This window comes from Cohnella sp. GbtcB17, from assembly GCF_019091135.1.
Taxonomy (GTDB): domain Bacteria; phylum Bacillota; class Bacilli; order Paenibacillales; family Paenibacillaceae; genus Cohnella.
In genome coordinates, this window is record NZ_JAGXJW010000069.1 from 1 (window position 1) to 22571 (window position 22571).

Here is a 22571-nt window from a genome sequence, read left to right on the forward strand (position 1 = left end):
ATATTTCCAGCGGTGAAGCACACCGAGGGTCTGAAAATGGCTTGTCTATGCGGATATTTAACATTTATCAGCGATTTCAACCCACAAGCTACCCACGATCATGAATTCATAAGCTTTTCGAACCTGTCAGGAACTGCTTTTCTTCTCTGTTCCGTAACATGCAGGTAGACCAAGCGTGTTACCTCGTCATTCTTATGCCCAAGGCGCTCCTGGATGACGGCGAGATCTTCTTTATCTTCTGCTAACAGGGATACGTGTGTATGCCTCAAACTGTGGGGGGTCAGACCCGGCGGCAAGCTTGCGAGTTTCAGCAGCTCTCCGAAACGAGTTGCGAGGTATGTCTTGCTTGCCGGGTAGCCCGGGTGTTCAATCCCCCAAAAAATGAAATCGGCATCATGCATAACTTCGCCATTTTCAATCTTCTGGCGCCTCCATGCCAATTGATTCTTGATTGCCTTAATAACAGTGTCCCCTATGGATACTTCTCGTATGGAACTCATATTCTTTGGCGGCCCAAGTTCGTAATTTTCAATTCCGCCTATCTGCGTAATGGTTTTCGTAACAGAAATTGTCCGCTCTTTTTCGTTGAAATCCGACACTTGGAGCGCCAATAGCTCGCCTATCCTGAGTCCGGAATACGCGAGTGTGAGAAAAATTTCATATTCTTGCTTCCTGCCTCGGAAACGGACAGTATTCAAAAAATGCTTAAGTTGCTCCTTCTCCAAAAACTTAGGAACCTTTTTAACATTCTTTAAGTCTTCAAGCGTTATCTTAAAAGCCGGGATTTTAGAGCCGGCGGTGGGGTTGCTCGCAATAACTCCTTTTCTAAATGCATCTGCGAAGAACATTTTACAAGTCGTGTGGTATTGTTTTATAGTCCCAGGCGTCTTGCCCTCGACTTTTAGGTGGTTGAGGTATTGTTGATAATCGTCGGGAGTTATATCCTTCATCCTTGTTTTTGCTCCGATGAAGGATTTAAAGGAATCAAGGGCAACCCTTCGATTTCGAAGCGTAGTCGAACGTGGGGCTCTCTCGATTTCGTAGTCTTTAACCCAGCGCGCTTGCCACCCATCGACGGATATGACCTTTTCGTCGACTAGTCGTCCGCGCAGCTTGTCGGCTTCAATTTGGATGCCAGCTTCGTACGCTTCTTTAGCGGTGCCGAATGATTTTGTTTCTTTTTGCTTACGAGTTCTCTTCCCATCTTTTATGACTTCCACACTGTAACGGTAAGTAAACCGTCCATCACGCTCTCTGACTCCAGGAGGCAGCTTTTTCTTTTTGTTATTCGTCATAGCTCACACCTCAAAGAATAAAAGTATCTATGTGATCGCGTAAAACGCGCTTTCTATATCTCCCTTTCAGGCTTAAAATGGCCCATGTACACTCCGCTAACAATTATTTGGTTTGGCATAAGTTCAATCGAATCGTACTCTTCGTTTTCAGGCATGAGAGTGATTTTGTTGGACTGATCAGACCAGCACATTCTTTTTAATGTGCCGTCCGTTCCATCATTCACAATCGCCGCGACAATTTGACCGTTTCTCTCAGCCCACTGAGCACTCCTCATAAATACGATATCCCCGTTATCAATTCCGACCCCTTTCATTGAGTCGCCCTTCACTCTAAGGGCAAAATCTGGCTGTTTATGCGATGGAAATGGATATTGGATATATTCTTCAACGTTTTGTTCGGCTAGTAATCCATCGCCAGCGCAAATAGTTCCTACCAGAGGAATCGAAAATTCTCTACGCGGGCTTTTTTTGAGGCCGAGCAGATGCTCGACGGTTGTGTTTAACACGTCTGCATATAAGCCGATGTCGTTAACCGGGAAGGCGCGTTGTCCGCTCTCATATCGAGATAATGTAGATTTGGCGACACCAACCCGTTTAGACAACTCATCCAAAGTCAAACCTTTTTCTTCCCTGAGATTTTTAATCAAGCCGATAATTTCAGCCGACGACCTCATTGCTATCACCTCTTGCCCCATTATAATCAAATAGTTCCCGTGAGGCAACAAAATGATTCAAAAAAGATCATTGTGTTGACATTCGGGAACGCATCGGTATATTATGGACAGGAAGGAAGGAGGTGCAGCATGACATTCGATCTTCGCAAACTTCGCTTCGAAAGACTTTCGCGTAAAATCTCACAAGAGGAGGTCGCCGAGGTAATAGGCGTAAAACGCCCCACTTACCACAAAAAAGAAAATGGAAAAATTAAAATGAGCGTGGAGGAATTTGCCGCGATCCTTGATTTTTTCGGCATACCAGAAGAAGAAATCAAAAATTTTTTTGTCAAAAATGTTCCCAAACGGGAACAAAACTCTGCTTAATATGGAGGGATTCGAAGTGAACAACGAGCTTCCGGCTGTAATGACGGTCAAAGAGGTCGCTCATTACCTTCGCCGTTGTACTAAAACGATCCTCACCAGACTGGAGTCCCGCGATCTGCGGGGCTACAAGGAGGGCCGAAAGTGGAGGATTCGCCGGGAATGGCTGCTTGAATACGAGCAAAGGCTCATAAATCGCACCGAAAGCGAACGGGCTGCCCAATGAAGGAAGACGGGTCGACAGCATAGATGATCACTGGGGAGGTTGAGGAAGTTGGTTCAGCTTGAAATCGTAAAGCGAGACGGCCTGCTCGCGGTCGATAGCCGCGATATCGCAGAAATGACCAGTGTCCGGCATTCCGATTTGCTGGAGAAGATCGACGTTTACGTGATGCATCTAACCAACGGAGAATTCCGTTCGTTAGATTTCTTCATCCCCGGCGAGTACAGGGACAGCAAAGGCGAAGTTCGCCGCAAGTTCGACTGTACCCGCAAGGGATGCGACATGATCGCGAACAAGATGACCGGCGAGAAAGGCGTCCTGTTTACCGCGGCGTATGTCACCAAGTTCGAAGAGATGGAGCGTGCGGCTGATCCGATGCACGGAGCGAGCCCGGAACTGCGGGCGATATTCATGGTCGACCGGCGGACGCAGGAGCTGACCGGGCGGATCGATCACGTCGAGCGAAAACTGGACGAGCAGATCACGATTGACCACGGCGAAGCGCGCCGGCTGCAACGGGCAATCAGCAAAGCGGTATACGATCATTCGGAAAATGACGAGAATCGAAAACGACTCTTTCCCGAATTGCATCGCGAGATCAAGGACAGATTCGGTGTCGCAAGCTATCGGGACGTTAAGCGCAAGGAATACCCGGACGCGATCCGGTATGTCGAGGCATGGATGCCTAAGAGGAGATGACTGGGATGGACAAGCTTAATCGCTGGTTTTGGTTTTACGGAGCTCTGGGCGTTTCGGCGCCGCGCCTGCGTCGGATCGACATCAAGGGGGCGGAGCATCAAGTCGCGGTTCCGGCACGAAAATGACGACCGAGGCGATCTCGTTCTTCGCAGGGTTGTTCGCCGGAATCGCGCTGACACTGGTCGTGGCTGCGGTGTTTGTAAAGCCGCCGGTGGCGGAGCGCAGGGACGATGTGGAAGATGTCAAGCAGATGTTCGATGGGAAGGAATCAATCGATAAGAAGGCATGAAAAAGGACCTATCTCAGCTCTCAACCTGAGTAGGCCCGCATGCAAAAACAATGTACGGCAATTATACCACATTCAGCGCCGGAGGGTAAGGCCCCCGGCGCAAAACTCCCCGACCATGCGCTGTAAATTAGCAAACAGGGGGTGACAACCACAGTGGCATGGATTGAGAGCAACCAAGAGTTAGCCAATCACCCGAAGACAAAGCGCCTTGCTCGCCTCGCTGGCGTCTCTGTGCCGGCCGCCATCGGGCATCTGCATCTATTGTGGTGGTGGGCATTGGATTACGCCCAGGACGGCGATTTAACGCCCTTCGAACCTGAAGACATTGCCGACGCTGTCATGTGGCCGGGCGAGCCCGACACGATTATGCGAGCGTTGATCGATTCGCGATTTGTGGACTTCGCCTGCGACCAAGCTCATATCCACGATTGGCGAGATTACGCGGGACGTCTTTTGGACAAGCGCAAGGCGAACACGCTACGGAAGCAGAAGTCACGCGGTAGTCACGCGAGACAAGAGCAAGACAATGAGGGGACGCAAAGGGCAAGCACGGGCGACAGTCATGCGACCGGAACGTCACGGGCGAGCGACGGAAGTGGCGGTCACGGGGCTACAGTACAGTACCGTACAGTACCTAACAGTACAGTACAAAACCAAGATCAAGAACAAGCTGCTGCGGCCGCGCCTGCGACTTCCGAAACTTTCGCATTGGCCTTCAAACGCGTCTACCAACGCGACCTAACACCGTTTCAAGCTGAAGAGCTCGGAGCGTATATCGACAAGGATGGTCTTGAGGAGGCTGTGATCGTAAGAGCCATCGAACGATCGGCAAAGAAAGAGGGCGGCTTGAGTCTCGTCCTCAAAATGCTTGACGATTACGCTTCCGCCGGAGCGAAGACAGTGACTGGGGCGAAGGCGATAGACGATCAACACGAAGCGTCGAGACAGCGACCGCGCAAATCGTATGGCGTGCCTCCGTCCGACCCCAGCAAGACGAAGACGGGAAAACCGGCGATGCCGGTAGTTAACAAAGAGCAGCCGGCGAAGGCCATGACTGAAGAAGAGCGGGCGGAAGCTCGTCGGCTCGCTCGCCAGCTCGACGCGGAGGACAAGCCCAGCAGGTCTGATTAATCGACTATCAAGACAGGAGGGGTAGACATGAGTTTTGCGAACCGCGGCACGGCATTTGAGAACCTGATTAACGATTGCAATCTTCTGTACCGACAACACAAAATCGCACTCGTCACCAAGCGACCGACGCCCGTTAAGATTCTGGGCGTAGACGGACGCGGCCGGGTCCGGGGATTCCTGGAGAAACCGTCCGAGGCAGATTACGACGGATTTTACAAGCAAAGAGGACTCGCCTTCGAAGCCAAATCCATTGCCGCCGGCGAACGTTTTCCGCTTTCCAACTTGGAGCAGCACCAATTCGAGTACCTTTCCGACGCCCACTACGTTGGAAACGTTCCGAGCTTCCTGCTTATCGAATTCACCGAGCACCGCGTCGTATATCTCCTGCCATTTACGGAGTTGGAGCAGGTCTGGAAGATGCGATCGAAGGTCCGCGGGTCCAAGTCGATCCATATCTCCTACCTCGAGCGCTACGGATATCCGGTAGCCCAGGGGCGCGGCGTCCCTTGCGACTATCTGGCGGTCATAGATCACATTTGGGAGCCGCCAGCATGAGCGGGCCGGGGAATATCTCAAGCTGGACGCTAACGCCCGAGCAGCGCGCCGCTTATGCAGCCGGCATGACGCTTGCCCGCATGGACCTTGGCGAGCCTCATCGCATCGATCCGCCGGTACTCCGGATGACAAGCGCGCCGGCGCCGAAGCCCGCAGATGCACCGAAGGTAAAACCCAAAATGATCATGCCTATAGGCCGAGTCCGCAAGCCGCGACTAAACACTCGCAGCCGGGAGGCATACATCGAACTCGTGGCGGAAACGAACATGTCTCGTGCGGAAGTCGCGGAACACTGGGGCGTCAAGCGCAAGTCGCTCGGGAAGTACCTTACAGACTGGGGCATCGGCCAAGCTGCTGACGAGGCCGCCGCCGTGGAGGCGTATCGTCGTGGCGCGCGCTGAGATTTTAGCGGAAATCGGCGTCATTTTGGACCATCAGTGCAAAGGGTGTGCGCTGAAGAAAGAAGAGGGCGCCAAGTACAACAGCGAAAAGAGTGCTTTAGCAGAGTGCTGCAACAAGATTTGCCCAATGGGCGCAAGACTTCGCGAGCTCGGCCAGCAACTCGGACGCGGAGCGGACAAGCCCATGAGCGCATCCCGGCAGCGTAGCCGCGAATGGGTCAACGAGATCAAGCGAAAGGGGCCGAACTATGGCGCAGCCCTATCCAAAGACGCGACAGCTCGCTTGGAACAAGACGGAGAAGAAGCCGAAGCGGATCAATCATAACCGCGGCTCCCGTACGGCAAAGCAGCGCGGAGACATTTCGCCGAAGGTCGCCGCCAAGGTGGACAAGCGATCCAAGAACCGATGCGAGCAATGCGGCTGGCGGCCGGGGAATTACGACCCGACCGGCGCCCGCATGGGACTCCAACGCGCCCATCTCATCCGCCGCGGCAAGGTGGAAGATCACACAACCGCCCAGGATGTCGCTAAGTTATGCGGCCCCTCCGTCAATACCGGAACATGCCATTGGTGGATAGACCATACCCGCGAAGGGATGGAGTGGGCTAAGCGGTACCGGAAAGCTTTGCAGGAAGGAGCGGGCACGAATGCACCTGACGATTGACAAGCAGCACCTTCATGACGCCCTGGAGCGGGTGTCCAGCGCAGTCAATAACACGCACAACAACGAAATCTATCGCGGCATCCATTGCACGGCTGCGGACGACGGAATCAGACTCGTTGGAACGGATGGTATTTACACGGTCGAGGAAACGATACCGCCGGATCTTTTTGCGCTCGGCGCGCCCGGGCAGCTCGTATTCCCATCGGCGCTGACGAGTAATATCGTGAAGCGGTTGCCCGACGGGCTCGTGGAGATCGGCGACGATCGGCTCACGGCCACGTTCAAATCCGGCCGGGCGAACCTCAGTGTCGAGTGTATGGATCCGGATCAATTCACGCTCGAGAGAATGCCGGACGTTCCGGCCATCAAGATGACGGCCGGCGCGCTCGGCGAGATGATCCGTAGCACAACGTTCTGCGCCTCGACCAAGGACAAGGAGCCGCGTCCCATCCTTCACGGCGTCCTGATCAAGACCGACGGGGAATCATTGGCGATGTTCGCGGGAGACGGCGGGCGGGCTGCCGCGGCTACGGAAACGACGGCATCGGACGTGGGGCTCAATTCGATCATCCACCACAAGCACCTATCCAGCGCGCGGAAATTGTTCAAAAGCGGGGATGCGGTTCGCATCCTGAATCAGAACAAGCGGTTCTATATCCTCGGGGAACGCATCAAGGTGTCGATCGTGCAGATGCGCGGCAACTTCCCTCCGGTCGAATCCGTATTCGCGGGGAGCGACTTGTACACGGCGAGCATCATGCGGACCGACTTTCTCGAAGCGGTCGAGCGGGTGCGGCTGCCGGCGGAAGATGACGTTATCGAATTCTCTTTCAAGGCCAATCGAATCGAAATGCGGGGCGAAAGCCAGCTCGGCAAAGCCCATGAAACGGTGGAGCCGTTCAAGTTCAAGGGAGACGCGGTCGAACTGGCGTTTAACGGGAAGTTCGTATCCGAAGCGGTTAAGGCCATTACGGGGGATTGGCTCAATATCCGAATCACAACCACCCAGGGCCGGCCGATCATCCTTTCGGACGAGTCCAGCAGCAAGGCGACGTACTTCATCGGATCACGCAGAGTGAGGGGAGCGGCATATGGGACAAATTGAAATGATCATCGTAGACGGCGAACTCGTAATCCAGGACGAAGCAGATGAAGGCGATGAATAAAAGCACGGGCGCCCATATCGTTTGTTACAGCGGAGGGGAAGCGTCGGCCATCGTCGCCATCGAAGTGGTTCGCCGTTACGGGCCGGAAAACGTAATCCTCATCAATCACGACATCAACGGAGATAAGGAAGACGTGGACATCAAGCGCTTTAAGCGGGAGGTCGCCGGGTATCTCGGAATCCCAATCACGTACGCCAATATGGACGGCTGGGAGACCAAGGACCAATTCGATGTATGCATAGAGGCGAAGGCGTTCAAGGTAGGCGTCCACCCGTTATGCACAAATCGGCTGAAGACCGCCCCTTTCCATCGCTGGCTAGCCGATACGTTCCCAGTGGAGGCGGGCACATGCCGGACGGACGTCACAATCTATTACGGATTCGAAGCAGGGGAGCCAGCACGTATAGAACGCCGGCGCGGGATCCTGGGCGACAAGGGATATCGGACGTGCTTCCCTCTGGCGGAATGGACGCGTACGATCGCCAGCACAACAGATATCGGAATCTCTCCGCCGGCGACATACGCCATCTGGAAGCACGCGAATTGCGTCGGATGCCTCCGCGCCGGCCAGCAGCATTGGTACGTGGTTTACTGCCGCCGGCGGGATGCATTCGAAAAGGCGAAGCGGGCGGAGGAGCTGATCGGCTACAGCATCCTTCGGATTAACGGACAGCCAGCTTTCATGAAAGACCTGGAGCCGAAATTCGAGGCAATGCGCGCGGCCGGCATTCAAGCTGACGAAAAGACGCCGGCGGCCACTTTCTGGGCGAGAGCACGGAAGCTTCTCGGCAGCAAGCCCGCGGAAGAGGCTGCGGCATGCGGGGTGTTTCAGCTCACGGCGCCGTGACGGCGAGCTGATCCACAATAGCAGCAAAGCCCGCCACTTCCGTCGCCACCTCATCGACCGTCATTCCCAAGTTATCCACATAAATCCTATACCTATCCACAATATCCCCACCCTCGGCCTCATGGTCGAAGCCATCAAGAAAAGCCTGGGCGCGTTCCGTAAACATCGCGTTCACCTCCCAGCACGATTATACAGGGGAACGCACGTTCTGAAAATGCCGAAAGGAGTGAATCGTGTGCCCAAGTACATCTGCGTTTGCTGCATGAACGAAGTCAAGGCGGAAGGCATGATGTGTGCCGAGTGCATGGAGGAAATAGACTCCGAATTAGACGCAGCCAATGACGAGCGGGAGGATATTGAACGTCACGCCGCCTTCAGAATCATGGTTCAGCAGCGTTGCAAGTCCCACCGCGACACCGACCTGAACCGCGTTCAACGCTGGCTGTACACTCTCAAGGCCTATATTTGTCTCTTCTTCAATCTCCGGGAGGACTTATGGACGGCCGACAGCATCGAAGTCGCCTATGACGGCTACACCGGCGGATACAACGCATCATGGACTGAATACCACGTCGGAGCGGGCATCTTCCGCAATTGGCACTATGACATCTACACCAACGGGGACTGATCGCATGAAAGATCCTGAAGCGGGCAAGACCCTAACACCCGAGCAGCGCACGCAATTCATCCAGCGCCGCCTAAAGCACGATCTCGGATACCCGGAGACGGCCGCCCTCCTCTGTACAACACCCGCGGACATCGCCTCCGCTGAATGGGGCGCGCCGATACCGCCCGAGCTACACGACATCATCACCCAATGGATAGGAGAGAAGCGGGCATGAGCGAACAACGCGAGAATCTGGACGGGCCGGCACTATTCAAGCTCGGAACATGGGAATACCTGCGCTGCGACGGCGACAACGTTTGGGCGGTCCGTCCAAGTCCGACGACGCCGGCCATCATAATCGACGAGAGCGAAGTCGCCGCAAATCTCGAAGAACATATCGCCCTGTTTGATGCCGGATTTCCTCCGCTATATGAACAGGAACGCGGCCTTATGGTCGCCCTGTCCGCAGAGCTGCGGCTGAATAGCCAATTGAATGCACAGCTCCAGCGGCTCCGCGCGCGGGAAGTTTGGATCGGTTATGACCCCGGATCGGAGGCACCCCAATCATGACGGATACGGTAAACAAGCAGGCGCTAAACAGCGCAATATCAATGCTGTCGCTCTTGATGAACAGGGGCCATATCAACTTCAAGAATTACGGATGCCCGACAGAAAGCGAGATATCGGAGCTGATTGCTCGGTTGTCGTCCACCCCATCCACCCCGGTACAGGGATACCAAGAGGACAACGTTGTAAAACGAGCTCGCGAACGATGCCGCGCCGGGAACATTGACGACGACTACGTAATGCGGCTCGCCCGTGAGATTGAAGCATTGCGTCTCACCAATTCGAGACTGCAAAGAGACGCGGTTATGTTCATGGAAGCCCTCTCCCAGACGGACATACAGCCTAGCGGATGGATGCCGATTGAATCAGCACCGAAGGATGGTTCCGACATCCTTGTCCTGAACAACGACGGCCACGTTTATGAAGCCGCATACGAACGTGAGGAATGGCGATTCGCTTTCGCCGACCAACACGGATGCGGATGCTGCGGCGGGGATGCCGAATATCCGACACACTGGATTCCGCTGCCGCAGCCTCCCGGCATCAATAGCACAGAACAGGCGGACATACAGCCTAGCGGAGCGGACAAGATCGCGGCGGCCTACAAGTCGCATAGCCCGACTCATACCTACGGCAACGCCTATCGGCAGGCTACACGTGACACACTGAGGAGACTCGGCATCACCATACCCGGCATCAATAGCACAGAGGACGACCAGCCCGGACCAAGTGAGCGGATGTGCGACGTGCTGACGGTCTGCTACAAATGCCAAAACACGATGACGGTGTATGACGTACCCTACCGCGATCGAAACAAGACCTACTACTGCGGCGAATGCAGCACAGAGGAGGAAGAGACGGAATGATAAGGCGCAAATACGTGCCGCATTTCCGGAACGAGTTGAACGTCGTCTATCGTGCTATGCAAGTCCATATCGGCTTGAAGCTGCGTCTCGGAAGCCTCGGCATATTCGGGCGCAGGACATGGCCGAAACCGCATCGATATTGGCAGATCAAGGAGGCAGACTCCAAATGAACGATAACACCCTAACGCTGATTAACAGCCTGAAAGTGGTCGAGTCCGAAGGTAGCGGCGGCGAACTGTATTACGTATACGCCGAACGGACGCCCGAGGCAATCGCAATTCTCAAGCAACTCGGCGCGACGGACGAGCGGATCGCCGAAATGACTTCCGACGACGGCGAACTCATCGACATTTCGCTGTTCGCGTTCGAGCATACGCCGGCCAAGTGGTTCGACGGCGACCTCGGATTCATCGACTACATCCCGGACGATGCGCCGGACTGGTGCAAGGAGGCCCATTCATGAGCGATAACACCCCTAACCGGCAAGGAGACGACGCCGAATACGTCTACTACACCGAAGAGCAGCTCGACGAGATTGTGGCCGAGTTCGTCAAGGAGCCAGCAGACGAAGAGGACCGCCGCCGCAAAATAATCGTCCTTAAGCTCGTCTGCGACCTCCGAAATTATCGCGGCCGGGCGGTGGACGAGATCGAGCGGCTCGGCTCTCAATCAGCAACGCTAGCCGAAGCCCTACAGGCAGTTATCGAAGACGACCGCAAAACGATAGGTAAACTGGAGAGCGACCTTGCGGCGGTTACGGCCGAGGCCAAACGATACAGATCCCAGCTAGACGCCAAGGATACGGAGATAGCCCGGTTGCTATCCGTCCAGCATAAGTTATGCCTAACGATCGGGGCAGCGGATAAAGCATTGCAAGCCAAGGACGACCAGATAGCCGAGAGAGACGCCGCAATCGCCCGGCACCGCGAAGGCATGCTCGCGGCAAAGACATACCTCAAATGGTATGCCTCTGCGGAGAATTGGATTGAGGAAACGCAGGACGAAGAGGACATGACCATGGTCGAAGCAGATACGGGATCACGTGCACGCCGCTGCCTCAAAGCGATCGAGGAGATGGGACTATGAGCAGCGAACAACAATCGACGGCTCATGCAAGCTGGCCCGGACTCAGCACAATGATGTCGCTCGCCGAAAAGGGAGCGAGATACGACGAGCTGCGCATTGAATACGAGAAATTGAAAGTCGAGCTCGACGCTAAGACGCGAGTGCTTGAAGAGATGACGAAGCATTCGCCAAACCGACAGAGGTACGACTACATGACGTTGGCTCGGGTGACGCTCGAGCAGTTCAGGAAGGATGATGCGAATGGCGGAAGCGGGAATCCCGATCAGCAAAATTCCGATCTACCGTCTACACCTTAACGGCCAAGACAAAGGAACCGTCGCCATCGCCGACGTAGACACTTACCTGAACAACATGTTCCCGGATTGCGACGCCAACATCGACGGCCACGAAATACACATCACCGCATCACCCGTCGACCTGCGCCGTGTCGAGGAGAGCCGGACAAGGTTCGTCGGGGATTGACCAAGCGGGAAGGAGGGCGTCTATGAGGAAGCGCCAACGAAAGAAGATTCGGAATCGGGCATCCCGGAAGATATTGAACGGACAGGAGCTGACCTACGCGGAAACGCGCATCATCATTCAGGAAATAGCGCGATGTATGCGGAAGGTCTACCAGGTGGTAAATAGTGCGGCAAAGCGGATGGTCATCGGGTGGAAGGCGAGCTATGAGCAAATCCGCTATGAACTGGAACGAAAGACGCTAGGCGTTGATAAAGAGGGCGAAGATGGGAGGGAGAACAGTGCAGACTTGGGTCGAGGAACGAATTAAGGAATACAACGAAGGCCGGCGTATGCTGGAGAAATATCGCGCCTCCCTCCTGGAACCGAAGCACCAGACGGACAAGCAGCGGGAAGAGCTGACCATCATCAACGGCATGATATCCGACCTGCAGTATAGCGTCGAATGGATGCGGAGCGGGAGACGTCCCGGCGGGCGCCGCGGGGTAGACGCCAAGGACGCCTATAAGCGGTCGGTGCTGCTGAATATGGACCTCTTCCCGTCACTTGACCTGGACTACAAGGAGCCCGAGCTGACGGATGAGCAGAAGAAGGCCATCGTCCGGGTACTGCTGCGGATGACGGAGCGGGAGCGAGAGTGCTTCCTGCTGCACATGGCGCATGGGATGAGCTTCGCACAGATCGGAAAGGAACTCAGTCTCTCCCGGGGAACAGTACAGCACCACATCATGAGGGCGAAGGCCAAGATACCGGCAGCCCTTCAGCATCAAGCAATCTGAAGATTCATGTCATGCAGTCGTCATACATTTTCGCATTTATAGTAGGAGCACATAACCGGAACCGGGCCGCACAATCGCGCCTCGGTTCTTTTGTATTCAGGGGAGGATGCCATGCCAAGCAAACCGAAGCGTCCATGCAGCGCGCCAGGCTGCCCCAACCTGACGGAAGGCCGGTATTGCGAGGGTCATGCAGACAAAGCCCGACAGACGGATCGAGAGCGAGGAACGTCAGCACAGCGCGGCTATGGTGCAGCATGGCGCAAGGCGCGTGAAGGATGGCTGCGCAAGCATCCGCTCTGTGTGGCGTGCGAACGACAAGGCAAACTAACGCCGGCCAACGAAGTCGACCACATACGGCCGCACCGCGGCGACAAGGTTCTGTTCTGGGACCGGCTCAACTGGCAATCATTGTGCAAGTCATGTCACAGCGCCAAGACGGCGCGGGAGAATGGAGGGTTCGGGAATGGGTAAGCCGGCAGAATTAGGGTTGAAATTCTACGTCGGCGCTCGATCTCAAGAGCGGGCCGAAAGGATTGCGAAGGAGCACGGGCTTCATCGATCGCAATGGCGGCGAGCGCACAGCGGATCTCCCGCACATCTTCTTGATGGCATAAGGATTGACCACGAGTGTCAATTGTTGGGGGAATTTACGGATGAAGAAAGATGGTTGCTGACTGCGACCCTGCCCCCCCCTCCAGGGACAGAGATCGATGCGTTCATGCGAAGAACGGAGGGAATGAGAATGGATAAGCCAATGATCAAACCGCCAGGCGAACGAGTCGGGCTGCACGATCTGAAAGCGGAGATCGGCACGGCACCGTGGTTCACCGTCCTGTCGAAGAGTATGGGAGAAGCAGTGAAGACTGCGGTTGATGCCGGCATGTCGCAAGGGCTGGCCGAGGACATATACAAGGCCGCCTTGAGCTCGGCCATCGACCACGCGATTGTCGTGCGCGACTCCGTGACGCTGAAGGGCTGGCGAACGCCGGGCTTGGAGAGCCGCTGAGAGCCCCCCAGGGCGGGGTAAATCTCTGACGACCTTTGCCCCAGTTGACCGCGCCGACCTCGTTTGCGAAAAAATGTCCCCGTGCGAATTTCATATAGCAGTCAAACAAAGCCAGTAATTGGAAAGGGGTGGGCCGCATGAATAAGGTCATCGCCTTTGACCACATGCGTGTCGGAGCCAAAGGCGGCGGTAAGCATTGGACCGAAAAAGAAGTCAAAAATCGCGAAGAAGCAGCGAAGAAATTCAAGCGAAAAAAGCGTGTTTCGCTCAAATATCCGGATTGGATGGGCGAAGAAGCGCGAAAAGTTTGGAATAAAACAGTAAAGGATATGAAGGACTTCGAAATTCTCGACACGGTCGACGAAGAAGTTCTGGCGGTTTACTGTGACTCGGTCGTGAAGCTTCGCCAATTGAATTTTGCCATTGATAACGATGGCTTCACGATTGAGGAAAAGGACGGGGCGCATGTGCCCAACCCGAACGTGAACGATCTGGTTCGAATGGCGCAGTCTTATCAACGACTCGTCCTTCAGTACGCTGGCAAGCTGGGAATCACAGCGGAAGCGCGGGCACGGTTAGCGAAAAAAATGGCGGACGTGGCGGGCGCCGGCGGCGGGGGCGGAAAAGATGACCTCCTCGACTGAATACGATTGGGGCGACCTCCATCCAACGCACCGGTACGCCGCCGAGATCGTATCAGGATTGCGCCCGTCATGCGAAATGGAGTTCCTTGCCTGCCAACGTCATCTATCCGATCTGCAGCGGCAGGCGACAGACGACTTCCCCTATGTGTTCGACGAGTCGCGCGCCGATCGTATCTTCGATTGGTTCGAAAAATACTGTCGGCATGTCCGCGGGCCGTTCAGCGGGCAACTAATCGAGCTGCTGCCGTTCCAGAAGTTCGACCTTGGCGCGGTTTATGGATGGGTCCATATGGAGACCGGGCAGCGGCGGTTCCGCAAAGCGTTTCACCTGCGGGCGCGCGGCAACGTCAAGTCAACGGAAATGAGCGGGCTTGCGCTGTACGGCATGTGCGCCGATGCTATCTATCCGCCAGGCGAGCCGAGCAAACGGCAGTACGAGCACAGTCCCGAAGTAGATTGCGCCGCCGTTGACAAGGGCCAAGCAAAGCGGGTATGGGGCGACGCGCGGGAAATGGGATTGAACAGCCCGGCTATCTCGAAGCGCCTGCGCATTAAGCGCGGCTATATCGAGCATGAGAGCCGCGGTGGTCTGCTGAAGCCGCTGTCGAAGGACACGAAGAATAAGGACTCCGGTGCGCCGTGCCTCGTCGTCATAGACGAGTATCATGCGCATCCGACATCGGAGATCCTGGACGTCTCTTATTCGGGGTTCGGTAAGCGGCTGCAGTCGCTCATGCAGATTATCAGCACGGCCGGCAAAGATGCCGAGAACAGCCCGTGCAAAAAGGAGTACGATATCCTTCGCAAGATGATGCGTGGCGAAACGCCGATGCAAGATACGTACTTCGTGATGATACGTGAGCTGCCCGACAACGCCGATCCGCACGACGAATCCTTGTGGCCGCTGCCGAATCCGGTACTCCAGGAGGACAATGCTTATTCGCAAGAGCTGCGCCGGCAAATCCGGACGGAGCATGACGAGGCGTACAACAGTGGCGACCCGGACAAAATCCGGGAGTGGCTTATCAAGCGGGTCAATCGTTGGCAGGCGGATAGCGAAAACAAATACTTCGCCGGCATCATGGATAAATGGAAAGCCCTCGCGGTCTCGCGGGCGGCTTTTTTGTCTGTCGTAAAAGGCATGCGGACGTGGCTCGGGCTTGACCTTTCGAAGCGGGTCGATCTGACTGCCGACGGCTTCGTTTTCAAGCTCGACGGCAAGGTTCCTGTTCAGGTTGGCGACAAGACGCTTTATCCGCTTTATGCGGTGTCCGCGCATGGCTTCATGCCCGAGGAGACGGCGACCAAGCACGAACATAGCGACCGCGTGCCTTACAAAGCCTGGGCCAAGGAGGATTGGTGTACGCTGACCGAAGGCGCGGTGACGGACTATCGGTACATCAAATCACACGTCCATGATCTGGAGTTTGACGAGAAGTGGCAGATCGTCGAGGGCGATTATGACCCGTACAACGCGACGCACTTCGCGCAGGAAATGGCGAACGAAGGTTACGAGATGGTCGAGATTCGGCAAGGGGTTCAGACGCTTTCGGAGCCGACCAAATACTTCCGCGAACTCGTCCTAAAGGGGCAGATCGTCCACGACGGCAGTCCGCTGCTCACGTGGTGCATATCGAATGCGGTCGAGATCATCGACAATAACGGGAACATCAAGCTGTCGAAAAAGCATAAGGACGATAGCCAGCGTATCGACTTGCTCGCAGCGATCATTAACGCCATGTCGCGGGCGATGCTCGACAAGGGGCCGCCGCGCTCGCGGTACGAAACGGAAGACGTGCGGGCTATCTGACGGAGGGGGTGATGATTCTGAAAATACCGTTTATCAGCAAATGGTTCGCGCAACGATCCGGCGAGTCGTACACCTTGGAAAATCCATCGCGCGGCATGTACGAGGCGTTCGGCATTCCGTTCGGGCGTGGTATCGTCGTGACGCCGGCGACCTCCATGCGATCGACGGCCGTCCTTGGATGCGTGCGGATCCTCGCCGAGAGTATCGCTTCGCTTCCGCTGCCGGTCTATCGGCGTCTGAAGCCGCGGGGCAAAGAGCGCACAAGCCACGTCGTTGGTGACTTACTCGGAAAATCGCCTAACCCATATATGACCGCATTCACCTTCCGCGAGACGCTGATGGCGCACATCCTGTTATGGGGGAACGCCTATGCGGAGATCGAGACGGACGAACGCGGCGAGATCAAAGCGCTATGGCCGATTCCGCCGTACCGGGTGGAGCACATGGAGACGGCGGCGGGCGACCCTTTCTTCCGAGTCACGGACGGCCAGGGCAAGCAGCACAACGTGCCGTTTTACTCCATGCTTCATATCCCGGGGCTTGGATTTGACGGTCGGAAGGGAATATCGGTCATTCAATGGGCGCGGCAGTCGGTGGAGCTCGCGCTCGCAACTGAGCAATTCGGCGCGGAGTTCTTTGCCAACGGCACCAACGTCGGCGCGGTCGTGACGCACCCTGCCCATCTGAGCGACGATGCATACAAGCGGCTCACAAAATCCTTGGAAGAAAAATATTCGGGATTGGGACGAGCACATCGGATGATGTTCCTTGAAGAAGGAATGACGATGGCGAAGAATACGATTCCGCCGAACGACGCGCAATTCCTGGAGACGCGGAAGTTTCAAACGTCGGAGATCGCCCGTCTCTTCCGCGTGCCGCCGCATATGCTGGCAGACTTGGAGCGGGCAACATTCTCTAACATAGAGCAGCAATCGATAGACTTCGTCACGCATACGCTTCGGCCTTGGGCGGTTCGGATCGAGCAGGCCATCAACATCCGTCTGTTTGACAGCAACGAGCAGAAGCGCTTGTTTGTGGAGTTCCTTCTCGAAGGCATGTTGCGCGGGGACTCGGCGGCACGAGCATCGTTTTACACACAGATGTTCATGATCGGGGTTTACAGTCAAAACGACATTCGGGAGAAGGAGAACGATAACCCGATTGAAGGCGGCGATCGGTACTTTGTGCCGTTGAACATGGTCCCCGTCGACAAACTGGACGAATATCTGAAAAACAAGGTGCTGACCGCAGGCGCCGAGAAGGGGGGTGGTAACGATGCAAAAGGAAACGAAGGAGCAGCGGGAGATCCTGCTACCGGAGGGCAAGATTGAAATCCGGAAGGAGGACGGGCAGCCGACGAAGATCGTCGGATATGCGGTCCGCTGGGATCAGTTATCACGCCCGATTTGGGGCATGTTCCAGGAGCGATTCGCGCGCGGCGCGTTCTCGGCGACACTCATCAACCCGGACGTTTATGCGAGTTGGCAGCACGATAGCCGCGAAGTGCTGGGGCGGACGCCGAACACGCTGCAGCTAACAGAAGACGAAGTCGGATTGCGGTATGAGATCACGCCGCCGAGCTGGGCGGAGAAGCATTTGGAGACGATCGAGCGCGGAGACGTGCGAGGGTCGTCTTTTATTTTTCGCTCCGTGAAGGACGAGTGGGACGAATCCGGAGACATGCCGATCCGGACAGTCCGGGAGGCGGAGCTGTTAGAGGTAAGCCCTGTCACGACGCCGGCATATCCACAGTCGAGTGTCGGCGTCAGATCGGCAGAAGACGTATTTCAAGGTCGACCGCAGTCCGCGCAGGCGGCGGAGGCCGAGCGGCTGGAGGCGGAAGCCCGGTCCGTTCGCGAACATGCACTGCGACTAAAACGGATTAATTCCATCTAAAAGGAGCTGGACACATTGAACCTTATCGAAATGCGCAAGAAGCTCGCCCAACTGAAGGATCAAATGCGCGCCCTGGTTGAAAAGGCGCAAGGTGAGAAGCGGGGTTTCACGGAGGAGGAAGAGCGCTCTTTCGGCACGCTGGAGACCGAAGCGGAAGAGCTGGCCGGTCAGATCAAAGTCGAAGAGCGGGCGCAGCAGATGGCGATGGGAGGCGCCGGCGCGAAGAAGACGCCAGATGATCCCGATCACGAATCCGAATTCCGCAGTCTCGGCGAGTTCGTCAGCGCCGTGCGCTTTGAACCGGGCGATCCACGACTTAAGCAATACCGTGAGATGTCGGCCGGCACGAAGACATCCGGTGGCGTATTCGTTCCGCCCCAGTTCTCGCAGAGACTGTTCGAGATCACGCCGCAAGAGGCGCTGGTTCGCCCGCGGGCTATCGTTATCGATGCCGATCCGACGTCGCCCGACGCAAGCGTGACGATGCCGGTTCTCGACCAAAGCACCGGCAGCAACATCTATGGCGGCGTTGTCGTGGACTGGATCGCAGAAGGCGCTACGAAGCCGGTCACCGACGCCAAATTCACGGACATGACGCTGACGCCGCACGAAGTCGCGGGTCATATCGTGGTCACGGACAAGTTGCTCCGCAACGCTCCGGCCATCAACACAATCATCAATCGCTTGTTCCGTGGCGCTATTGCGGCAGCCGAGGACGACGCATTCCTGTATGCCAATGGTACGGGCAAGCCTCTCGGCGCCATCAATTCGGCTGCGGCCATCACCGTTGCACGTAAGACGGCGAATCAAGTCGTGTATGCGGACGTCGTAGCGATGCTCTCGAAAGCCAAGCTCGGCGGCAGCCTGGTATGGTCGGCATCCCAGTCCATCCTTCCGCAGCTACTCACGATGAAGGACGAGGCGGGAAACCTCATCTTCCAGCCAAACATCGCGGACAAACTGACGGGAACGCTCCTCGGTTACCCGATCAAGTTCCAAGAGAATGCGCCGATCCTGGGTGCCGTCGGTGATCTTGTTCTTGCTGACTTCGGCTACTACGTCATCAAAGACGGTGCCGGCATCTTTATCTCCGCGTCCGAACACCCGTTGTTCCGCGAGAATAAGACGATCATCAAAGCCTTCTGGAACACGGACGGCAAGCCGTGGGTGGCGGCTCCTTTCACGATGAAGAACGGGTATGAAGTTTCGCCGTTCATCAAGCTGGGCGCGCCGTCTGCTTAAGTTATTGGGGCCTCCGGGCCCCTTTCCTCAATCAAACTGAGAGGGTGACAGTCCCATGACGACCAAGAATTATCTCGTGACCAACGAATTTACTGACGCCATGACCGGCAAGCAAGTCCTTCCCGGAGATATCATCGAAGCGGACCAGAAGAGACACGCTGCCCTCGTGGCCGCTGACGTCATCGGCGACGAAGTTGCGGAGGGCGAGGGCGGCAAGCTGCCCCAAATTCCGAAGCACACGGCCGACGAGTTCGCCGCCTTGTCCGCTGACGAGCAGCGCGCCGAACTGGCACGCCTGGACATCACCGGCGACGACAGCAACGCCGACAAGCGCGCGGGGCTGTACGCAGCCTACCTCGAGGCGAACGGCAAGGAGGCGTAATCCATGCTCGCGACACTCGATGCCTTCAAGCGGGCGCTGCTCATCCCAGCCGCGATCGTGGACCAGGACGAGGAGTTGTCTGCCGTCCTTTCCGTTGCTTCGACCAGGATTGAACAGGAGATCGGGTGTGAATTGGGATATAGCCAGCGAGTTGAGACACTGGACGGCAGCGGCACCAAATACCAGCGCCTTCGCTCGTTCCCGGTCCACTCCGTTTCCGGCGTGAAGGTAGGCGGCGCGGATGCAGAAGGGTTCGAGGTCGCGGCATCCGCCGGCATGCTTTACCGCTCGGGCGGGTGGGCGAGCGGCGATCGCAACGTTGTCGTGACGCTGACGGCGGGCTATCTGCTGCCCGGCGCGACTCCCCCCGACGGCGTAGACCCGGCACCTGCGCCGCTGCCGACGCCGATCGAGCGCGCGGCGATCGTCCTGGCTCGCATGATCTACGCCGGCGAGTGGGGCAAGGACTCCGAACGCCTGGGTAACTCCTATTCGGTCACATACTCCAAAGGGCGGCCCGGCGGACTTCCACCGGTCGTTGAGGCGCTACTCTCGCCGTATACGAGGAGGGACCGGGTATGATGTATTTTCCTGACCGGGCCACGGTCATCCGCAAGAGCACGGACCCGGACGACATCGACCCATTCGGCAATGTGCCGGACGGCGAGACAGAGACACTGCCTTGCCGGATTGACGAGACAAGCAAGGTCGTTAAGGATTCGCGCGGCGAGGAAGTTGTCTCCTCGGTGCAATTTTATTTCCCAGCCTGGGCGACCGTGCCGCATACGGATGAGATCGAATACAAGTCCGGCGCCGGCGTCATCTCGCGGCGCAGTCCGATCTCCGTTGAGCTGCTGCGGAACAACATCGGTTTGCCGGTACTGCTGGCGGTGAATTGCTGATGGATGGCGTATCGTTTGATCTGGCTGAAATCTTCAAGGGGATGGACTTCGCGAATGAGCGAGTTCAAAAGGCGGTCGCTCGTGGCGTGGAAAAAGCGGTCGAAGATCTGCATTGGGATTCGGTTCACCTTGCCCCGATCCTGACCGGAGACCTGCGAAGCCATTCGACTTTTGAGGTTAAAATCGAAGGAACGAGGGTTACGGGGGAGGTTCGCTATTCGGCCATTTCGACGAGCAAGAGCGGATGGAAATTCGACTACGCCTTGCACCTCCACGAAATGCCGAGAATCGTAAATCCGAGCAAGCCGGGAACCGGCCCGAAGTTCTTGTCGCGGCCCCTCAAGGCCAAGCGCCGGCGCTATGAACAAATGATAATCGACGAGATCCGGAAGGAGCTGCGGTAGATGCTGACGACAGTCGACCTCATCAACTGGCTAAAGCCGATCGTGCCGTATCCCTATTACGGAAACGAGTTCCGGACGGATCACCCGGACGGCGCGGCCATCGTCCGCATCACCGGAGGCGCCGCGCCGGACCAGTGGAGCAACAAAGTACAGCCGTCATTTCAGGTCCTTGTGCGGGGGAAGCCGAAGGGTGACGGTGCAGCCGAGTCTATCGCATGGTCGCTCTTGTCCGAGCTGCACAACCTGACCGAGTTTAAGGTCGGTACGCAGCGTGTCGTACATTGTACCGCAGACCAGTCCACGCCGTTTTATCTCGGGCAGGACGAAAACGGCCGCCCGATATATAGCGTCAATTTTGACCTTATCATGCAATCGTGAGGTGAGGTATATGACCGCCAAGAAGCAAACCGTCCAGGTATTGCCTAGGCACGCCGTCAACCTCGGGACAGGTAAACAACCCGACCTGAAGCGCGCTGGCGATACGTTTTCCTGCTCACCTACGGTGGCCGCCGCCCTCGAGGAAGCGGGAAGTATTCAAATTGTGAAGGAGGACGAAGAAAATGCCTGATTTGACGAAGGTAAAACTCGGTCCGTGCAAGGTAACATTTGACCCGGAGGCTCCGACGGAGATCGTTATCGAGCTCACGCAGGGCGGTGTCGTCCTGACATACACCGAAACGACGCGGGACGTGAACGCGGACCAGTACGGATCCACGCCGATCAAGCGCATCATCACCGGCCGGTCGGCGACCGTCGAAGTACCGGCGCTCGAGAAGGATAACGCGCGCCTGCAGCAAGTAATTGCCGGAGCCGTTACGGTAACAAATGGAACCGCACCAACCAAGAAGCGCGTCGACGTCTTCGCCGACAAGGTCATCGACCTGCTGACGGTCGCGAAGGAAGTGCGCATCGAGCCGTTGGCCGAGGGATCGACGCCTGACGACACGGTGACGCTTTTCAAGGCGGCGCCGCAGGTTAACTTGAGCTACCGCTACAACTTCGAAAGCGAACTCGTTACGAACATCACATTCACCGCATTCCCGGACGACACCGGCCGCCTGATCGGCTTCGGCGATCCGGACGCTTAATCGACGGAGCCCTTCGGGGCTCCTTTCTTATTCCACTCCCTGGAGGGATAACCGTGTTCAAATTTAATCGCGCAAACAAGGCCGCCGCGGCGGATTACATACAATTCGGCGGCAAGCAGGTCGCTATTCCGAAACTCACAATCGCCAAATGGAAACTCCTTTTCGAACACATCGAATCGCTTCCGATGATCATAATCAACGTGCTTGCCGCCCGGAGAACGGCGGACTTCACGGCGACCGTCGTCGCGTCGCTCGGCATGACACTGGACGAAATCGTACGCTTGACGGCTGTATTGACGGAGCTGGAGCCGGAATGGATCGAAGACAACGTCACCCACGACGAGCTGATTGAGTTCCTGACCCGGACGGCAAGCAAGAACAACCTGCAGGACGCCGCAAAAAAGTTCCGCGCCGCGCTCGGGAAGTGGAAGGCGCCGGGCGCGGCCAACGATCCGTTAGCCTCTCCGAATGGCTCCTCGACTGCGCCCTCCGACTCGGCGTAACGCAGCGAGAGCTCGAAGATGG

The 22571-nt window shown here is 56.5% G+C and carries 39 protein-coding genes; 36 read left to right on the top strand and 3 right to left on the bottom strand.

Annotated elements, in window-relative coordinates:
* Window positions 1–98: 98 nt before the first annotated feature.
* Both KVT38_RS28465 and KVT38_RS28470 read right to left on the bottom strand, forming a co-directional pair.
* Complete coding sequence (locus KVT38_RS28465) at window positions 99–1295, bottom strand: tyrosine-type recombinase/integrase (protein WP_217597135.1); 1197 nt, start codon at window positions 1293–1295, stop codon at window positions 99–101.
* Window positions 1296–1348: 53 nt separating this feature from the next.
* On the bottom strand, window positions 1349–1969 hold the full coding sequence (locus KVT38_RS28470; RefSeq protein ID WP_217597136.1) for a LexA family protein: 621 nt from the start codon (window positions 1967–1969) through the stop codon (window positions 1349–1351).
* A gap of 129 nt (window positions 1970–2098) precedes the next feature.
* Here KVT38_RS28470 and KVT38_RS28475 point away from each other — a divergent pair, with 129 nt between their 5' ends.
* The 11 genes from KVT38_RS28475 to KVT38_RS28525 all read left to right on the top strand — a co-directional run bounded on the left by KVT38_RS28475 (window position 2099) and on the right by KVT38_RS28525 (window position 8308).
* Window positions 2099–2335, top strand: a complete 237-nt coding sequence (locus KVT38_RS28475) for a helix-turn-helix transcriptional regulator (protein WP_217597137.1) — start codon at window positions 2099–2101, stop codon at window positions 2333–2335.
* Between the two features lie 40 nt (window positions 2336–2375).
* Window positions 2376–2558, top strand: a complete 183-nt coding sequence (locus tag KVT38_RS28480) for a helix-turn-helix domain-containing protein (protein ID WP_254639638.1) — start codon at window positions 2376–2378, stop codon at window positions 2556–2558.
* Window positions 2559–2606: 48 nt separating this feature from the next.
* Window positions 2607–3254: a Rha family transcriptional regulator gene (locus KVT38_RS28485; protein WP_217597139.1), complete on the top strand. Its 648-nt coding sequence runs from the start codon at window positions 2607–2609 to the stop codon at window positions 3252–3254.
* 121 nt (window positions 3255–3375) lie between these two features.
* On the top strand, window positions 3376–3543 hold the full coding sequence (locus KVT38_RS28490; protein WP_217597140.1) for a hypothetical protein: 168 nt from the start codon (window positions 3376–3378) through the stop codon (window positions 3541–3543).
* A 153-nt stretch (window positions 3544–3696) separates the two neighbouring features.
* Window positions 3697–4674: a DnaD domain protein gene (locus KVT38_RS28495; RefSeq protein WP_217597141.1), complete on the top strand. Its 978-nt coding sequence runs from the start codon at window positions 3697–3699 to the stop codon at window positions 4672–4674.
* Window positions 4675–4701: 27 nt separating this feature from the next.
* Window positions 4702–5229 (top strand): Holliday junction resolvase RecU, encoded by a 528-nt coding sequence (locus KVT38_RS28500; RefSeq protein WP_217597142.1) that lies wholly within the window; start codon window positions 4702–4704, stop codon window positions 5227–5229.
* Complete coding sequence (locus KVT38_RS28505) at window positions 5226–5630, top strand: hypothetical protein (protein ID WP_217597143.1); 405 nt, start codon at window positions 5226–5228, stop codon at window positions 5628–5630. Before KVT38_RS28500 ends, KVT38_RS28505 begins: the two co-directional genes overlap by 4 nt.
* Entirely contained in the window at window positions 5617–5955 is a 339-nt protein-coding gene (locus KVT38_RS28510; RefSeq protein ID WP_217597144.1) for a zinc-finger domain-containing protein, read from the top strand. Before KVT38_RS28505 ends, KVT38_RS28510 begins: the two co-directional genes overlap by 14 nt.
* Window positions 5879–6295, top strand: a complete 417-nt coding sequence (locus KVT38_RS28515; RefSeq protein WP_217597145.1) for a hypothetical protein — start codon at window positions 5879–5881, stop codon at window positions 6293–6295. The genes KVT38_RS28510 and KVT38_RS28515 overlap by 77 nt, the downstream gene beginning before the upstream one ends.
* Complete coding sequence (dnaN, locus tag KVT38_RS28520; RefSeq protein WP_217597146.1) at window positions 6279–7400, top strand: DNA polymerase III subunit beta; 1122 nt, start codon at window positions 6279–6281, stop codon at window positions 7398–7400. The genes KVT38_RS28515 and dnaN overlap by 17 nt, the downstream gene beginning before the upstream one ends.
* Before the next feature lie 53 nt (window positions 7401–7453).
* Entirely contained in the window at window positions 7454–8308 is an 855-nt protein-coding gene (locus KVT38_RS28525) for a hypothetical protein (RefSeq protein ID WP_217597147.1), read from the top strand.
* Here the strand turns inward: KVT38_RS28525 and KVT38_RS28530 are convergent.
* Window positions 8295–8474, bottom strand: a complete 180-nt coding sequence (locus KVT38_RS28530) for a hypothetical protein (RefSeq protein WP_217597148.1) — start codon at window positions 8472–8474, stop codon at window positions 8295–8297. The genes KVT38_RS28525 and KVT38_RS28530 overlap by 14 nt on opposite strands.
* Window positions 8475–8543: 69 nt before the next feature.
* On the opposite strand from KVT38_RS28530, the gene KVT38_RS28535 reads away from it, so the two are divergent.
* From KVT38_RS28535 to KVT38_RS28655, 25 genes are all read left to right on the top strand, one after another.
* Entirely contained in the window at window positions 8544–8936 is a 393-nt protein-coding gene (locus KVT38_RS28535) for a hypothetical protein (protein ID WP_217597149.1), read from the top strand.
* A gap of 4 nt (window positions 8937–8940) precedes the next feature.
* Entirely contained in the window at window positions 8941–9150 is a 210-nt protein-coding gene (locus KVT38_RS28540; protein ID WP_217597150.1) for a hypothetical protein, read from the top strand.
* Window positions 9147–9485 carry a hypothetical protein gene (locus KVT38_RS28545; protein ID WP_217597151.1) on the top strand — a complete coding sequence of 113 codons (339 nt, stop codon included), beginning with the start codon at window positions 9147–9149 and terminating at the stop codon, window positions 9483–9485. The genes KVT38_RS28540 and KVT38_RS28545 overlap by 4 nt, the downstream gene beginning before the upstream one ends.
* Window positions 9482–10348, top strand: a complete 867-nt coding sequence (locus tag KVT38_RS28550) for a DUF551 domain-containing protein (RefSeq protein WP_217597152.1) — start codon at window positions 9482–9484, stop codon at window positions 10346–10348. The genes KVT38_RS28545 and KVT38_RS28550 overlap by 4 nt, the downstream gene beginning before the upstream one ends.
* On the top strand, window positions 10345–10518 hold the full coding sequence (locus KVT38_RS28555; RefSeq protein WP_217597153.1) for a hypothetical protein: 174 nt from the start codon (window positions 10345–10347) through the stop codon (window positions 10516–10518). The genes KVT38_RS28550 and KVT38_RS28555 overlap by 4 nt, the downstream gene beginning before the upstream one ends.
* A complete protein-coding gene (locus KVT38_RS28560; protein ID WP_217597154.1) occupies window positions 10515–10811 on the top strand; it encodes a hypothetical protein in 297 nt (98 codons plus the stop codon). Before KVT38_RS28555 ends, KVT38_RS28560 begins: the two co-directional genes overlap by 4 nt.
* Window positions 10808–11434, top strand: a complete 627-nt coding sequence (locus KVT38_RS28565; RefSeq protein WP_217597155.1) for a hypothetical protein — start codon at window positions 10808–10810, stop codon at window positions 11432–11434. Before KVT38_RS28560 ends, KVT38_RS28565 begins: the two co-directional genes overlap by 4 nt.
* A gap of 240 nt (window positions 11435–11674) precedes the next feature.
* Window positions 11675–11896: a hypothetical protein gene (locus KVT38_RS28570; RefSeq protein ID WP_217597156.1), complete on the top strand. Its 222-nt coding sequence runs from the start codon at window positions 11675–11677 to the stop codon at window positions 11894–11896.
* Window positions 11897–11918: 22 nt separating this feature from the next.
* Window positions 11919–12203: a hypothetical protein gene (locus KVT38_RS28575; protein ID WP_217597157.1), complete on the top strand. Its 285-nt coding sequence runs from the start codon at window positions 11919–11921 to the stop codon at window positions 12201–12203.
* The gene (locus KVT38_RS28580) at window positions 12175–12672 is read left to right on the top strand and encodes a sigma-70 family RNA polymerase sigma factor (protein ID WP_217597158.1); all 498 of its coding nucleotides are present in this window, start codon (window positions 12175–12177) and stop codon (window positions 12670–12672) included. The genes KVT38_RS28575 and KVT38_RS28580 overlap by 29 nt, the downstream gene beginning before the upstream one ends.
* A gap of 111 nt (window positions 12673–12783) precedes the next feature.
* Window positions 12784–13143 carry an HNH endonuclease gene (locus KVT38_RS28585; RefSeq protein WP_217597159.1) on the top strand — a complete coding sequence of 120 codons (360 nt, stop codon included), beginning with the start codon at window positions 12784–12786 and terminating at the stop codon, window positions 13141–13143.
* A gap of 271 nt (window positions 13144–13414) precedes the next feature.
* Window positions 13415–13678, top strand: a complete 264-nt coding sequence (locus tag KVT38_RS28590) for a hypothetical protein (protein WP_217597160.1) — start codon at window positions 13415–13417, stop codon at window positions 13676–13678.
* 137 nt (window positions 13679–13815) lie between these two features.
* On the top strand, window positions 13816–14322 hold the full coding sequence (locus tag KVT38_RS28595) for a phage terminase small subunit P27 family (RefSeq protein WP_217597161.1): 507 nt from the start codon (window positions 13816–13818) through the stop codon (window positions 14320–14322).
* Complete coding sequence (locus tag KVT38_RS28600) at window positions 14306–16132, top strand: terminase large subunit (protein WP_217597162.1); 1827 nt, start codon at window positions 14306–14308, stop codon at window positions 16130–16132. The genes KVT38_RS28595 and KVT38_RS28600 overlap by 17 nt, the downstream gene beginning before the upstream one ends.
* Window positions 16133–16143: 11 nt before the next feature.
* Window positions 16144–17463 (top strand): phage portal protein, encoded by a 1320-nt coding sequence (locus KVT38_RS28605; RefSeq protein ID WP_217597163.1) that lies wholly within the window; start codon window positions 16144–16146, stop codon window positions 17461–17463.
* Window positions 17408–18028: an HK97 family phage prohead protease gene (locus KVT38_RS28610; RefSeq protein ID WP_217597164.1), complete on the top strand. Its 621-nt coding sequence runs from the start codon at window positions 17408–17410 to the stop codon at window positions 18026–18028. The genes KVT38_RS28605 and KVT38_RS28610 overlap by 56 nt, the downstream gene beginning before the upstream one ends.
* Window positions 18029–18043: 15 nt before the next feature.
* Entirely contained in the window at window positions 18044–19270 is a 1227-nt protein-coding gene (locus KVT38_RS28615; protein WP_254639637.1) for a phage major capsid protein, read from the top strand.
* 55 nt (window positions 19271–19325) lie between these two features.
* Window positions 19326–19652, top strand: coding sequence for a hypothetical protein (locus KVT38_RS28620; protein WP_217597165.1), 327 nt, complete (start codon window positions 19326–19328; stop codon window positions 19650–19652).
* Between the two features lie 3 nt (window positions 19653–19655).
* Complete coding sequence (locus KVT38_RS28625) at window positions 19656–20234, top strand: hypothetical protein (RefSeq protein ID WP_217597166.1); 579 nt, start codon at window positions 19656–19658, stop codon at window positions 20232–20234.
* A complete protein-coding gene (locus tag KVT38_RS28630; RefSeq protein ID WP_217597167.1) occupies window positions 20231–20554 on the top strand; it encodes a hypothetical protein in 324 nt (107 codons plus the stop codon). Before KVT38_RS28625 ends, KVT38_RS28630 begins: the two co-directional genes overlap by 4 nt.
* Entirely contained in the window at window positions 20554–20958 is a 405-nt protein-coding gene (locus tag KVT38_RS28635; protein ID WP_217597168.1) for a hypothetical protein, read from the top strand. Before KVT38_RS28630 ends, KVT38_RS28635 begins: the two co-directional genes overlap by 1 nt.
* Window positions 20959–21336 (top strand): minor capsid protein, encoded by a 378-nt coding sequence (locus KVT38_RS28640; RefSeq protein ID WP_217597169.1) that lies wholly within the window; start codon window positions 20959–20961, stop codon window positions 21334–21336.
* A 10-nt stretch (window positions 21337–21346) separates the two neighbouring features.
* Complete coding sequence (locus KVT38_RS28645; protein ID WP_217597170.1) at window positions 21347–21526, top strand: hypothetical protein; 180 nt, start codon at window positions 21347–21349, stop codon at window positions 21524–21526.
* Window positions 21519–22046 carry a hypothetical protein gene (locus KVT38_RS28650; protein ID WP_217597171.1) on the top strand — a complete coding sequence of 176 codons (528 nt, stop codon included), beginning with the start codon at window positions 21519–21521 and terminating at the stop codon, window positions 22044–22046. Before KVT38_RS28645 ends, KVT38_RS28650 begins: the two co-directional genes overlap by 8 nt.
* Before the next feature lie 53 nt (window positions 22047–22099).
* Window positions 22100–22549, top strand: coding sequence for a hypothetical protein (locus KVT38_RS28655; protein ID WP_217597172.1), 450 nt, complete (start codon window positions 22100–22102; stop codon window positions 22547–22549).
* The last annotated feature ends 22 nt before the right edge of the window (window positions 22550–22571 follow it).